The sequence below is a fragment of the Alteribacillus sp. HJP-4 genome, from assembly GCF_042139015.1.
Classification (GTDB): Bacteria; Bacillota; Bacilli; order Bacillales; family Marinococcaceae; genus JBHIKY01.
Genome location: NZ_JBHIKY010000006.1, coordinates 204322 through 218016, shown reverse-complemented (window position 1 = coordinate 218016; position 13695 = coordinate 204322). Strand labels below are relative to the sequence as shown.

At 40.7% G+C, this 13695-nt stretch carries 14 protein-coding genes and 1 riboswitch; of the genes, 4 read left to right on the top strand and 10 right to left on the bottom strand.

The window, feature by feature from the left end; all coding sequences use genetic code 11:
* Positions 1 to 265: 265 nt before the first annotated feature.
* The 3 genes from ACE4RR_RS07965 to ACE4RR_RS07955 form a co-directional block, all read right to left on the bottom strand.
* A complete protein-coding gene (locus ACE4RR_RS07965; RefSeq protein WP_375534878.1) occupies positions 266 to 583 on the bottom strand; it encodes a hypothetical protein in 318 nt (105 codons plus the stop codon).
* A gap of 293 nt (positions 584 to 876) precedes the next feature.
* The gene (gene odhB, locus ACE4RR_RS07960) at positions 877 to 2184 is read right to left on the bottom strand and encodes a 2-oxoglutarate dehydrogenase complex dihydrolipoyllysine-residue succinyltransferase (protein WP_375534877.1); all 1308 of its coding nucleotides are present in this window, start codon (positions 2182 to 2184) and stop codon (positions 877 to 879) included.
* A 15-nt stretch (positions 2185 to 2199) separates the two neighbouring features.
* Complete coding sequence (locus tag ACE4RR_RS07955) at positions 2200 to 5037, bottom strand: 2-oxoglutarate dehydrogenase E1 component (protein WP_375534876.1); 2838 nt, start codon at positions 5035 to 5037, stop codon at positions 2200 to 2202.
* 410 nt (positions 5038 to 5447) lie between these two features.
* Here ACE4RR_RS07955 and ACE4RR_RS07950 point away from each other — a divergent pair, with 410 nt between their 5' ends.
* Positions 5448 to 6236 carry an HAD family hydrolase gene (locus ACE4RR_RS07950; RefSeq protein ID WP_375534875.1) on the top strand — a complete coding sequence of 263 codons (789 nt, stop codon included), beginning with the start codon at positions 5448 to 5450 and terminating at the stop codon, positions 6234 to 6236.
* 20 nt (positions 6237 to 6256) lie between these two features.
* On the opposite strand, the gene ACE4RR_RS07945 is transcribed toward ACE4RR_RS07950, so the two are convergent.
* The 7 genes from ACE4RR_RS07945 to ACE4RR_RS07915 all read right to left on the bottom strand — a co-directional run bounded on the left by ACE4RR_RS07945 (position 6257) and on the right by ACE4RR_RS07915 (position 11767).
* A complete protein-coding gene (locus tag ACE4RR_RS07945; protein ID WP_375534874.1) occupies positions 6257 to 6529 on the bottom strand; it encodes a hypothetical protein in 273 nt (90 codons plus the stop codon).
* Between the two features lie 640 nt (positions 6530 to 7169).
* Positions 7170 to 7481, bottom strand: coding sequence for a hypothetical protein (locus ACE4RR_RS07940; RefSeq protein ID WP_375534873.1), 312 nt, complete (start codon positions 7479 to 7481; stop codon positions 7170 to 7172).
* Positions 7482 to 7590: 109 nt separating this feature from the next.
* Complete coding sequence (locus ACE4RR_RS07935) at positions 7591 to 8277, bottom strand: hypothetical protein (protein ID WP_375534872.1); 687 nt, start codon at positions 8275 to 8277, stop codon at positions 7591 to 7593.
* Positions 8278 to 8556: 279 nt separating this feature from the next.
* On the bottom strand, positions 8557 to 9720 hold the full coding sequence (locus ACE4RR_RS07930; RefSeq protein ID WP_375534871.1) for an alpha/beta hydrolase: 1164 nt from the start codon (positions 9718 to 9720) through the stop codon (positions 8557 to 8559).
* A gap of 485 nt (positions 9721 to 10205) precedes the next feature.
* Positions 10206 to 10955, bottom strand: a complete 750-nt coding sequence (nfsA, locus tag ACE4RR_RS07925; RefSeq protein WP_375534870.1) for an oxygen-insensitive NADPH nitroreductase — start codon at positions 10953 to 10955, stop codon at positions 10206 to 10208.
* A 97-nt stretch (positions 10956 to 11052) separates the two neighbouring features.
* Positions 11053 to 11400: a type II toxin-antitoxin system PemK/MazF family toxin gene (locus tag ACE4RR_RS07920; RefSeq protein WP_375534893.1), complete on the bottom strand. Its 348-nt coding sequence runs from the start codon at positions 11398 to 11400 to the stop codon at positions 11053 to 11055.
* A gap of 94 nt (positions 11401 to 11494) precedes the next feature.
* Positions 11495 to 11767: a hypothetical protein gene (locus ACE4RR_RS07915; protein WP_375534869.1), complete on the bottom strand. Its 273-nt coding sequence runs from the start codon at positions 11765 to 11767 to the stop codon at positions 11495 to 11497.
* A 296-nt stretch (positions 11768 to 12063) separates the two neighbouring features.
* Positions 12064 to 12247, top strand: a riboswitch (Lysine riboswitch).
* Here ACE4RR_RS07915 and ACE4RR_RS07910 point away from each other — a divergent pair.
* The 3 genes from ACE4RR_RS07910 (at position 12248) to yidD (ending at position 13691) form a co-directional block, all read left to right on the top strand.
* Positions 12248 to 12403, top strand: a complete 156-nt coding sequence (locus ACE4RR_RS07910) for a hypothetical protein (RefSeq protein ID WP_375534868.1) — start codon at positions 12248 to 12250, stop codon at positions 12401 to 12403.
* Positions 12404 to 12405: 2 nt separating this feature from the next.
* Positions 12406 to 13293, top strand: a complete 888-nt coding sequence (gene dapA, locus ACE4RR_RS07905; RefSeq protein ID WP_375534867.1) for a 4-hydroxy-tetrahydrodipicolinate synthase — start codon at positions 12406 to 12408, stop codon at positions 13291 to 13293.
* Between the two features lie 155 nt (positions 13294 to 13448).
* Positions 13449 to 13691: a membrane protein insertion efficiency factor YidD gene (gene yidD, locus ACE4RR_RS07900; RefSeq protein WP_375534866.1), complete on the top strand. Its 243-nt coding sequence runs from the start codon at positions 13449 to 13451 to the stop codon at positions 13689 to 13691.
* The last annotated feature ends 4 nt before the right edge of the window (positions 13692 to 13695 follow it).

Genomic DNA, 13695 nt, shown 5'->3' with positions numbered 1-13695 from the left:
CACGGCCTCAGCTGACTTGGGCAAGAAGATTCACTTGACCAAGTGGATCTTCGCTCGCGCTGTTCCCGGAACTCACGGACGTGCTAGTGTCGATGTTGGCTACAGGACGTGGCCGGTTTTAATCGACCTGGCATCACCACCGAACGCTTTTAGATGAAAAACGGTCTGTATGGAAACTAAATTCCACGCAGACCGCTTTTTAAGAAAACTACTTTTCAAAGCCTTTCAGTTTTTCAGGGGTATCACTACCGACCGGTTTCATTTTTTATAAAGATACAATCTGGCTTTTCTTTTTAAAGCGGCTGACACCGCTGCAGCTTAAATGCTGAAATGGCCCAAAGCCGCTGATTCGCAGCCTCAGTTCTTTTTTTATATATAGTTTGCGGTGAATATAATAATAAATTCCCTTATCTTCAGTAACATCATACTTTTCTGAATTTTCCGGTGTTTCAAAAGTAAGCATAACATCGACAGGACCACGCTCTTTTGTCTGATTAAAAGGATATATCGGATCAAGTGTCACGCTGGCTCCATTTTTAATAACCCAGGCAGCTGTTTTTTTATCAATGTTTATAGCAGTCATGGTAAAACCTCCTAAAATATCTTTCAGGGGAATTATAACACATAGATATAGGTATATATCAAGAGATAAATTCAGATAAGTTGTGATAAATTTATATAATTCGTTATTATTTAAAATAATGAGGTTATACGATAAATTACAATGAAATTCGACGAATAATGGTGAAAGTTTGCCTTTTAATTGTTGGTTAAAGTTAATGTATATAACGGCGACTTGCGCCGTAGAGAGTGTGTCCAAGCAGCAAACTTAAAAAACCCCGGTCCACCATATAGGCGAACCGGGCAATGTATTTATTATCCTTCCAAAAGAAGTACTTCTGGATCTTCGAGAAGCTCTTTAATTTTTACAAGAAAACTGACCGCTTCTTTTCCATCGACGATACGGTGGTCATACGAAAGCGCAAGATACATCATCGGTCTGTTCTCCATTTTTTCCTGGTCAATAGCGACCGGTCTCCATTGTATGGTATGCATTCCGAGAATCCCTACCTGCGGTGCATTCAAAATAGGCGTCGACAGAAGGGAACCGAACACTCCACCGTTTGTAATTGTAAAAGTGCCGCCCTGTAAATCTTTCAATGCGAGTTTGTTATCGCGGGCTTTCTTCGATAATGTCAAAATTTCCTGTTCAATACCCGCAAACGTTCTGCGGTCTGCATCACGGACAACAGGTACGACAAGACCATCATCAGTTGAGACTGCCATGCCTATATCATAAAAATCTTTCTTTATGATTTCATCACCTTGAATTTCAGCATTTAACAATGGGAAATGCTTTAAGGCAGCAACTACTGCTTTAGTAAAAAAGGACATAAACCCAAGCTTTACATCATTAGCTTCCTGAAATGCGTCTTTGCGTCGTTTACGAAGCTCCATCACTGCAGTCATGTCTACTTCATTAAACGTAGTCAGCATCGCTGTGGACTGTTGTACGTCTACGAGACGATTTGCAATCGTTTTACGCCGGCGGGACATTTTGATGCGTTCTACTGACTTCCCTGCAAATTCGTCCTGCTTCTGCGGTGACGATTTTTGATCAGAGCCTGAGGCACTGCTCGACTTTTCAGCAGCTTTCGTATTTTTTTCAAAGTTTTCCACATCTTCTTTTCTTACACGGCCCATTGGGTCACGGGTCGGCACCTCATTCAGGTCCAGCCCTTTTTCTCTGGCGAGCTTTCTCGCTGAAGGGGAAGCAATCGGCCGATCAGAAGCAGTATCTTGAGCAGATTCTTCTTCCTCATTCTTTTCTGCTTTTGGTTCCGCCTGTTTTTTCTCGTTATTCTCAGCTTTACTCTCTTCTTCTGCTTTATTGTCATCCGCTTCTTTTTTGTCTTCCTTGGAAGAAGCTTCTCCGCCGCTGCTTTTTTCACCTGCTTCCACGACGGCAATCGGATCGCCCACCTCGACTGTATCACCTGGTTCTCTTAACAGTTCTTTGATGACCCCGGATTCTTCAGAAGTGATTTCAACATTTACTTTATCTGTTTCAAGCTCTGCGATATTTTCGCCCTTTTCAACAAAATCGCCGGGCTGTTTTAACCACTCTGCTATTGTCCCTTCTGTGATAGATTCCGCAAGTTCAGGTACTTTAATTTCAGCCATTCCGTCATTTCCTCCTTAGTTATTACCCTGCAGTGCTTCGTTGATTATCCGATTTTGTTCTTTCTTGTGTACCTTAGGATCTCCTTCAGATGGGCTCGACCGTCTGCGCCGGCCAATATAGCCTACACTTGCTCCCTTAGGAGCAACCTCCCGCAGCTGTGGCTGGATATAATTCCAGGCACCCATATTCTCAGGCTCTTCCTGGGTCCATTTTAATTCTTTTACATTCGGGTAGCTCTCAAGCACCTCTTTAATATTTTCATCAGGGAAAGGATACAATTCTTCAATGCGCACGACATGAATCTCTTTATTTTCCTCTGACTCCTTTAAATTTTCGTGAAGGTCCACTGCCATTTTTCCAGTAGCAAATACTAATCGTTTGACACTTTTCTTATGCATCCCAGTTAATGGTTCTTCCACGATCGGCTTAAAACGCTCCTCAGAAAATTGTTCTGGGGCTGATGCAACGTTTTGGTTCCGCAGCAAACTTTTAGGTGTCATTAAAACAAGTGGTCTCATTTCTTCTTTTCCGAGAGTCGCAGCTTGTCTTCTAAGCAGATGAAAATACTGAGCGGAACTGGACAAGTATGCTACATTCCAGTTGTTCTCCGCTGCAAGTGTTAAAAATCGTTCGAGCCTGGCACTGGAATGCTCCGGTCCCTGCCCTTCATAGCCGTGTGGCAGCAGAAGCACCATCCCGGATTTTTGACCCCATTTTGCTCGTCCGGCGGAAATAAATTGATCAAATATCACTTGTGCCGCATTAGCGAAATCCCCGAATTGCGCTTCCCAGAGAACTAATGTTTCCGGCGCATGTACATTATAGCCATATTCAAAGCCAACGACCGAACCTTCCGATAACGGGCTGTTGTGAACTGTAAAGGATGCCTTGGCGTTCGATAGAGTGTGCAGAGGGGAATAAATGTCCCCGTTTTTATGGTCATGAAGAACAATATGCCGCTGAGCAAATGTACCTCTTTGAGAGTCCTGTCCTGTCAGCCGTACAGGAGTTCCCTCTGCAATAATCGTTGCAAATGCGAGTGTTTCTGCATGTGCCCAATCGACTTTCCCGCCTTCTTCCAATCCTTCTCCGCGGCGTTCAAGAATTTTCTTCAATTTAGGGAACACACTGAAACCTTCCGGCCACGTGATCAAATCTTTATTAATTTTACGAAGCTCCGTTAAATCATACCCTGTGTCTACTAATGGAAGCTTTTGTTCCACTTCTTCTGGAATTTCACTAATTTTCGGTTCTAAGGATTTTTTGTCTGATACCTTATCGTACTCTCTGCCTAAATGGTCAAGTGTATCCTCTTTTAACTTCTCAGTTTCTTCCTTGGAATAAACTCCGGCTTCCACCAGTCTTTCCGCATAAATTTCCCTTGTGGTAGCGTGCTGGCGGATGATTTCATATAGATGCGGCTGTGTAGCTGCCGGCTCATCCATTTCATTATGTCCAAAACGACGGTATCCGATTAAATCAATAACGAAGTCTTTATTAAATCTCTTTCTGTATTCGTAAGCTAAATGAACTGCTGCCATACAGGAATCCGGGTCGTCAGCATTCACATGGACAATTGGAATTTCGTAACCTTTTGCCGGATCACTTGCATATGTGGTCGAACGGGAATCGTGGGTATCCGTTGTAAAACCTAACTGGTTATTGGCAATTACATGCAGGGTTCCGCCTGTTTGATATCCTTTCAAGCGGCTCATATTTAACGTTTCAGTCACGATGCCTTCCCCTGGAAAAGCTGCATCACCATGGATAAGCACAGCCAGCGATTTAGAAGTGTCCTGATGGGGAAATCCTGGTGCTGAACGATCATCCTGTGCAGCTCTTGCATACCCTTCCACCACAGGGTTTACAAATTCCAGATGGCTTGGGTTGTTCGCCAGTGTAATTCTGGATTCGTAGGATTCCTGATTTATTTTTTTATTGGCACCAAGGTGATATTTAACGTCTCCTGTCCAGCCATAGCTTAATCCAATTGAGCCCTCTGAAGGGACCAAATCCTTGTTCGGCGACGTCTGAAATTCTCTAAAAATGATGTCATAAGGCTTTCCGAGCACGTGAGCAAGTACACTCAACCGTCCCCGGTGGGCCATCCCGATCATTACATTTCTTGCACCATCCTGAATCGACCCATGTACAAATCCATCAAGCATGGGCACAAGTGAATCCACACCTTCGATGGAAAACCGCTTCTGTCCAACAAATGTTTTATGAAGAAACTGTTCAAAACTTTCTACTTCAGTTAAGCTTTTAAGAATTTTTTTTCGACGTTCTGTGGAAAGCGAATTATAAATATCTCCAGATTCCACCTGCCTGTTAAGCCATTGATGCTCTTCTACATCATGCACATGGTCGAATTCAAATGCGATCGATTTCGTATACATTTCTTTCAAATGATTAATAGCCTCTAGTCCATTTTCGACAGAAGCTGGGGCGTCCGGACATATGATTTCAGAAGGAAGCTTTCTCAAATCTTCCTCTGTCAATCCGTACTCATTTATTTTTAAAAATGAGGTCTCCCCGGCAGGCTTTTGCAATGGGTTAACATCAGCTGACAGGTGACCATGAATTCTAATATTCTCGGATAATTTTACAGCTGAGGCTACTTTTTGAATATCTGCTGTCTGAAGAAACTCTCCTGTCTGCGGCATAGCACTGCCATTGAGGTGGGCTTCCTGCACGGAGGGGGATCCGTACACATCAAACCATTCTTTTGTATCTGAATCTACTGATTCTGGATCTTTTTTATATTGCTCGTACAGGTCCATCATATATCCCAGGTTTGGACCATAAAATTCCTGCCAAGGCTCTTCTTTCTTAGCCATGTTTCTGCTCATTTTGCTACCTCCAACCACAAAGTGATATGGTATTGTATTTGAATATTGTTCCTATGTAAATTATAACGGTTAGATCGTTAATCGGCCACTTTTCCGACCACTCCTCTTTTAAAATACATAACCTGCATTCTTTTCTTTTTGTATAGGATTCTGACGTGAATTATTGCCTATTTATATCTTAACACGTTGAAAGCGTGTTCTCAAAAGTCGGCTCACTTTCCACGCATACTTATGTTAATAGGAAGAAACAGGCCGGATTACTTTAAAAATATTTCAACAAAATGTGTCATCTCAGTGAATCTATATTACATTGTACAATAAAAACCTCTATAAAAAAGAGCATGAGCAAAATTTGTTGAATTCTGATATATTTTTAATGAAACACTATTATTGGAAAAGGAGTCTATAGAATGCTAAAAACTATCATATTCGATTTGGATGATACTCTGCTCTGGGATAAAAAAAGTGTCAAAGAAGCGCTGCGTGCTACGTGTCTTGAAGCAGAATTAAAAACCGGGATAAGCCATCAAAGCCTTGAACAAACTGTTAGAAAAGTGGCGCCTTCCCTGTACGAAACATTTGATACATTTGAATTTACAAAAAAAATCGGTATAAATCCATTTGAAGGACTGTGGGGAACCTTTTCGGACAAGACTGATCTGCAATTCCGGAAAATGTATGTTACGATGCCGGAATATCAGAAATTAACCTGGACCACTGCCCTTCAGCAGTATAATGTGGAGGATAAAGCATTTGGCTCCTATCTTGCTGAACGTTTTATTTTTCACCGTGAACGACTTCCATACATATATGAGGATACATTCGAAGTATTGGCAGATTTAAATACTGAATATACATTAATCATGCTAACAAACGGATCCCCGACACTTCAAAACAAAAAATTAGAGATGACTCCCCAGCTCGTCCCTTATTTTGATTATATAGTTGTTTCCGGGGCATTTGGCGTTGGTAAGCCGGACCCGTCTATATTCGAGCACGTGCTGAAATTGACAGACTCTAATAAAGATGAAGCAATCATGGTTGGAGACAACTTAAATACGGATATCTCAGGTTCAAATGCTGCAGGGATTTCAAATATCTGGATCAACAGAGATTCTTCTGACAATTTAGAAAATGTCCCGTTTACTCACGAAGTGAAAAGTCTGAAGGCGGCAGGACAGATTATAGTTTCTTTATAGCTTAAGACGTTCCGTTCTTCTTATAAAAAAGGACGGAGCTTTTTTATATAACGACGGACGCGAAAAAAAACCTCCCGCTTTACATAATTTTTTTCTATCACCTTCGAAATACTCGAAATTTCAGGGTATACTCCATACGCGTGAAAAGTAACAGGTATGAGCACGTTATACAAAAGAGTCCCGTTATATCTATCGATCACTTCAGTTCTCACTTCAGCGATTTTCGTGTTCAGTTGATCATTTTGGATATTTGCTGGATAAACATCTTCAATATCAAAAATATACTGAGGCATCAGCGCACCTCCTTTTTAAGGAAGTACCCGCAATCTAGATAAAATACGCACTGGTATTAGTTTCGTGCTAAAATATATAAATATTAAGTATCGACAAAAACTATGAAATAATTGGGGTGATAAACAACGAAGCAAGGATCTATAGCGCGATTTCTTATTCCGTCTCTTATCGGCATTATTTTATTTATGATTCCCATTTCATATGCAGATGAAATCACCATCCCGGTTGCTATATTGGCAACACTTTTGCAGGATACAGCCGTCTCTGCCTGCCGGCCGCAGCTGTTGTTCTCATGTTAATTTCAGTAATTGGGACGCTCTAAGCAAAAAAGGTTACTATAAACAATCCATTTTACTCTTCGTTATTTGATGTAAGATGGATTTGGTTCATTATTCGATTAACAGGTTTTATATTATTCCTGCCGGGCCAAAAGCGGTGACTGTCAGAAGCCGGAACATTCTTGCTTCCAAACTTCCCGTCCGTTTTATGATTTGGTTATTATTTTTCTGGAAAGAACCATTATTTCGCTTCCGGTAATAATAGGATTTGCCCATCTCATATTCTAACTTTTATCCCTTTTGTCCAACGGCACGTTTCTTGTCGAAAAAGCGGATTCCCAGTTTGTGGGAATCCGCTTTTTTATGCTTCCGTTCTTTCTTTTCCATACCATTCATCAAGTACTTTAGCATCCAGCACCTTCTTTTCAATAAACGCAGTCTGGGCACTGTCAAACTCCTCTTTCCAGTCCACCTCAAGTTCGGAAGCCAGTTGGACCATGGTCAGCAGTTCCTGCCACGCGACATAACGCTTATACCAAAAGAATTGCGGCTGTTCACTCATATACGGATATAAATCATCAAACTCCGTATGCTTGCAGTCAATGGTCCGTTCAAACTGAACCTTGGATACCTGCAGTTTTTCTTTGAAAAATTCAGAAATGTCGTTTACCATTTTATCTCCCTCCCTTTCGGAAATATTTCTTTTCTTCTATTTTGCCACAACATCACATATTCGAAAAGAAAAAAACACTGCCCCCTTATCAGACAGTGTTTTTACATATTTACCCGTGCATTCTTTTTTCTAAACGAGTGAGTTTATATTCTGTCGCATGGGCTTTTTCAAATGATTTTACGAGTTTTTTCAGCTTTCGCTTTGTACAATCAGGGGCAACTACACCTTTGTTAATAAAATATTTATTAAGAAAGTCCAGTTGGCCGTGATCATATTTCCGATGATCCTCCACCAGTTCAAGATACTTTATAAATGCCGCATCTATATTATCATGTTCGTTAACAAAATCACCAAAACGATCCATAAACAGCCGGTAATTGTTTTCACTTAATTTATTTAAAAAGGCAGTCAAAAAGCGTTCTTCATTTCCATTTAATTTAAAGCCTTTTTTCTCAAGCAGGCGGATAAAAATAGATAAATCGGAATTGTAAAAATCAAGAGCCATTCTCATGTCACTAGTGACATGAACAGCTACACAAAATTTCCCTTGGGAACGGGCAAGCAAGCGGTTGTGAAGCGCTTTGGCCACCTCAGGCTTTAACAAGAATGAAGGGTGAATTGTATATAAATAGTTTTCCATTTCTTGATGAAGCAGATGGTTGATTTCCTCTTCTTTTTTTAATTTACTTAGCGCATCAGCCCGTTTCTGAACCGAATATTCATTAATACGATTTTCCGTTTCTAATGCCCAGGAAGCCCGTTTTTCTTCAAATTTTTGTCTAATTGCCTTCAACATGTGAAAGCCTCCCTCCATCTCTTTATCTCTCTCTTATTCTTTAAAATATTATATCTCTTGATTTCCATAGAAGAGTTTACCACAAAGAAACTAAAAATAAAATAGAGTAAATGAAAGTTTTTCTCTTTATATGCGAATAAATGATATTTATATCGATCTGACAGCTTCAAACCTTCTCTAAACATCAAATACAGCTTATTTCAGTAAATAATATTAAATTTTCATATCAAAAAACCACCCTGCCTCCATTAATTCTTTACGGAAGCCGGGCGGTTTTGATTAGTCTAGCCATTCCATTGTACTTTTACCTACCAAAAATGCTCCAATAGCAAATGCTTCAGCTTCTTCCCGCATACGCACAAATCCACCAGGGCCATGCTGATTCTTAACAGCATATTTTTCATCAGTCGTTGTTTCCCCTTGAGAAGCAGTTTGTAGAAATCGGGCCGATTCTGTCAATGCCCGGTCTCCGCTTTTCATTATTTCATAAAAGGAAACAAACCCATGCATTACTCCTTCATAACGTACTGTCTTTACTGGAACGCCATGTTCATGAAGATATTTCCCGTATAGTTCCCCTTCATCCCTCAGAGGATCAAATTCTGCTGTAACGATATAAGCAGGAGGAAGTCCTTCTAAATCAGCGACACCAAGAGGAGAAGAATATGGATTCGACCACATCGAAGCGTCAGGCGTATAAGCATCTCTTGCCTGCATCATTACCTGTCTGGATAAAAGAAACTCTCCACTGTCATAGGTGGTTCTTGAGTCAAGATTTTTATCTTGAAAGGTCGTCAGCGGGTAATATAATAATTGAGCAAACAAGTCGGGACCATTCTCATCTCTTGCTTTCATGGCTGTAACTGCAGCCAGGTTTCCACCGGCGCTGTCTCCGGCGACTGCAATTTTATCTGGGCTTCCACCGAATCGCTCTGCATTTTCTTCCGCCCAGAGCAGCGCATCATAACTGTCATTCACTGCCGTTGGGAAAACATGCTCCGGAGCGGTACGGTATCCCGGACTTATAACCACGGCACCTGTCCTGGAAGCGAGCGAACGCATAATATTGTCATGTGTGTCAAGATTTCCATAATTATCTAAAAAGGCACCACCGTGATAATAAATAAGCACTGGTGCATCTTCCGCATCAGAATACCTGTACACTCTTACCGGTATGCTCTCCTCTCCGGTGACTGGTATGGATAAGTCATCTCGAAGCATTTTTGCATCACTATTGCTTACAGGTGCAGAAGACAAAAAATTAGGAGCTTCTATATCAATGTCCATCGGGACGAGATTGTTATTAACAGCATGGAGAATGACCGCTGTTTTAGATGGCAGTTCACCTTGTGCGGTCTGAGACCAATCTTCTATGGACCATGCGATAAATAATCCAATTGCAGTTAAAGAAAGTAAGAAAATCTTAATTCCTTTTCTCCACACGGTTCCCCCCTCCTCTCTTCTCTTTCTTCTAATCTATTATAACAATTTTCGATAGCAATTTTTTAAATTCACACATATTAATTGACAATTTCCCATAATTACCAATTAAAAAAGATGGGCCAATGCCCTTCAGAATGTTTCTTTCCCCTTCATATGGCGGAAGCCTTAGCTCTTACTATACTTTAATCAATTATGTTGATCTCTCGAGTTTGCGTCGGGATAATCAACCTCTTTACGTCGTTCCCAGGGCGGGCGCATCAAAAAAGTAATACAAACGAAGGGTCTGTATCTAAAGGTTATAAACAGTTGACGTTCTCCCCAAAAATAATCCCGTACCACTATAAAAGTGGTACGGGATACCTTGTTTTGGTGTGAATTTAACCACCAAAGTAAGGACTAAAATTTTTTGAAAAGTTTTTTGATACAGCCCCTATTTACTTTTTTGAAATGTATCTATCCAGGCCCGGGCCTGTGATGAAAAACTGCTATTCCTGTATAAACCCTTTTTGTTTTACAAATTCATTCATATAAAGTCTTCTGCCTTTTTCAAGCATGGACGTAATCTGACCGGTCCAGTTTAATTTTTTTCTTCCTCTGCTCCTGCTTTGGTAATATTGAAAAATAGTAGTATCGTATTTCTCAAGAATCTTATAAATAGCTTCAGAGTCATTATTATATCGATTATAGTGCACAACTGCCTTATGAGGCAGGCGCGGTTTTTGGTCCTCTACGCTCTCAGGATAACCAATGGCCATGCCGAATAGAGGAAGTACGTAATCGGGAATATCCAGCCATTCACTTACTGCAGGAAGATCATTTCTTATTCCGCCAATATAACATATGCCAAGCCCTGAAGATTCTGCGGCAATGGCAGCATTTTGAGCTGCCAGTGCTGCATCTATGATAGATACCATAAACCCTTCCGTGGAGGAAACACTTTTCTCAATATTTTTTTCCGTCATATCTGCTGCTTTACCTGCCCGGTTCATATCAGCACAGAATACTAGAAAGGCTCCATTGTGCTCTACATACTCCTGATTTCCGGCTGCTTCTGCAAGTTTTTGTTTTAACTCTTTCTCTGTTACTGCAATGATCGAATATGCCTGTAAAAAACTGGATGTAGAGGCAGCCTGTGCTGCTTCGATGATAGTGGTCATTTCAGACTCAGGTACGGGAGTACTTTTAAAATGGCGGACAGAGCGATGGTTTAATATCGTCCGGATGGTATTGTTCATTTATCGGTTCTCCTTTTTCGTTATAGGATAAAAACACGCCCCCAAGGAGGACGTGTTCTAAATATGTACAAATATTCTCTGTGTCAAATCCCTGCAATTACACTTCTTTCAAACCGAGACTTATTTCCAGCGCTTCCTTCACTCTGTTCATTGTATCCTCATCCAGATGGGTGATTTTATCTGTTAAGCGCTGCTTGTCAATAGTTCGAATTTGTTCTAACAATATAACACTGTCTCTGTCAAAACGATGCTTTGCTGCATCTATCTCTACATGTGTGGGTAATTTTGCCTTTTTGATCTGTGCCGTAATTGCAGCAACAATAACAGTTGGACTAAACCTATTGCCGATATCATTTTGAATAATCAGCACAGGCCTGACCCCGCCTTGTTCCGATCCAACTACCGGTGAAAGATCAGCAAAAAAAACGTCGCCCCGTTTCACCACTTTTTTGGAATGGTGATTGTGATTCGTATCACTCAACGCATCCATTCACCTCCTTCACCGGTTCCATTAACAGGATATGCAAGTGGGAGCTCTCTTATTCGTATTTATTATCATAATACATCGATTCGTTCCGTTTCCAGGCTTCAGCTTCTACATTTTCAAATTCCTTGCAAAGCTCCTTATTAATATTTGCCATTTCCAGATAACCATTTTTCATTTCGTTTAAAAAATCTGCAGCCTTGCGTTTCTTAATCTGCTCTTGAAGCACCTTTTCAAAAAAAGAATCCTTTTCTTCTTCTGTAAGATGTTCAATTTCCGAATAAATATCTTCCGGAAGCTCTACATTAATCTGCTGTAACTGAGACATATTTCAAACGGCCCCCCACGCATCTATTCATTCTTTCCCCATTATAAATGAATTAGCACGAAATTTGAAATGATTTTTTAAAATAGTATGCAAAAACATGTAATAATTCGGTGGAAATATACTTATTTCGACAGTGTTTATACTTTTCCGATAGAGGGAAATCCCTATTATATGATTGACCTTAATAAAACCGCTTCGGCAGTTCCAATAAATTAATCAGGAAAAGATTGCATTTCAAACTAAATTCTGATACAGTCTTAAGTAATTACTAATTTAATATCCTGCTTCTTTTTAGAAGTGAGGTTAGAGGCGCAAACACCATAAGTACGTGGTAGGAGGAGCTTGAGATCCTGTGAATATCACGGAAAGGGGGATTTGCCGAAGCGGACAACTTCTCAATGAGTTGAAAGCTGGTTTCGTATTAAACAAATACGGGACTGTCATGCATCCTAGTTCGGTGTATGGAGGGCTATCTCACGCATGAACGGTTCTTATTTACCGGAAACGTTTTGCATCGATGAGGTCTCTCTCATGGATGTTTTTTTGGTTAGAAAAGGCTTTCATGACGAAGAGCTCCTGCCCTCAATTTTAGGTCAAGCGATTTTGAGACAGAAATCTCTAGCAGAGGGTGATTAAAGATGAATTATGGAAGAATAAGCACAGCAATGGTAACCCCATTCGATCAGCAGGGTGAAGTAGATTATACACAGGTAACTAAGCTCGTTAACCACCTAATTTCAAATGGATCCGACAGTCTTGTCATTGCCGGCACTACCGGCGAGTCCCCGACATTGTCAAAAGAAGAAAAGCTAATGCTTTTTGATCATGTAGTTAAGACTGTTAATGGTAGAGTGCCAGTGATTGCCGGTACGGGCTGTAACAACACACGGGACTCTGTGGAGCTTACAAAAAAAGCTGAACAGACCGGTGTGGACGCCATTATGCTTGTTACTCCTTATTATAGTAAGCCTTCCCAGGAAGGTATGTATCGTCATTTCAAATCAATCGCTGCATCTACACGGCTGCCGGTCATGCTTTATAATATTCCCGGCCGCAGTGCAGCAGGCCTGACTCCGGAAACAATCATCCGTTTATCAGCGGTTGAAAACATCACTTCTGTTAAAGAAGCGAGCGGCGATCTTGATGCTATGGCATTTATTATTGAAAATACCTCAGAGAATTTCTTTCTATACAGTGGAGATGACAGTCTCACACTACCAGTGCTCTCCATTGGAGGAATGGGGATCGTTTCGGTATCTGCCCATATTATCGGTAATGAAATGCAGGATATGATTCAAGCCTTTACAAGTGGTCATCCGCAATATGCTGCAAAGCGGCATCGTGAACTCCTTCCAATTATGAAATCCATGTTTGCGGCACCAAGTCCGGCACCGGTCAAAGCAGCATTGGAAATCCAGGGTATTATCTCTGGAGACGTCCGGTTGCCGATGATCCGCCTGAATGAAGAGGAAACTGCTATTCTTCATACAGCCCTTCATCCAAAAACAGCTTTCTATGTAAGCTGACAGTAATAAATGACTGCTCCAAAATGGGGCAGTCATTTATTTTATGAAAAGACCTTTTCTATTATAGGATAAAAGGACAAAAAATGTAAGAAGATGTGAAAATCACATCCTGTTTTTCCTGCTTATACTTCTCAACTATTTATGGTAAGGAAATGATGACTTTGATTAAAAAAACTTTTTTATTGATCATTCGATTTTATAGAAAATATATATCCCCACTGACTCCCCCCTCCTGCCGATTTTATCCAACCTGTTCACAATATGGCCAGGAAGCGGTTGAACGATTCGGAGCATGGAAAGGGATTTTTTTGACAGTCGTAAGAATTTGTAAATGTCATCCTTTTCATAAAGGAGGATTCGATCCGGTGCCAGAAAAAAAGGAAAATAATCGTACATGATTAC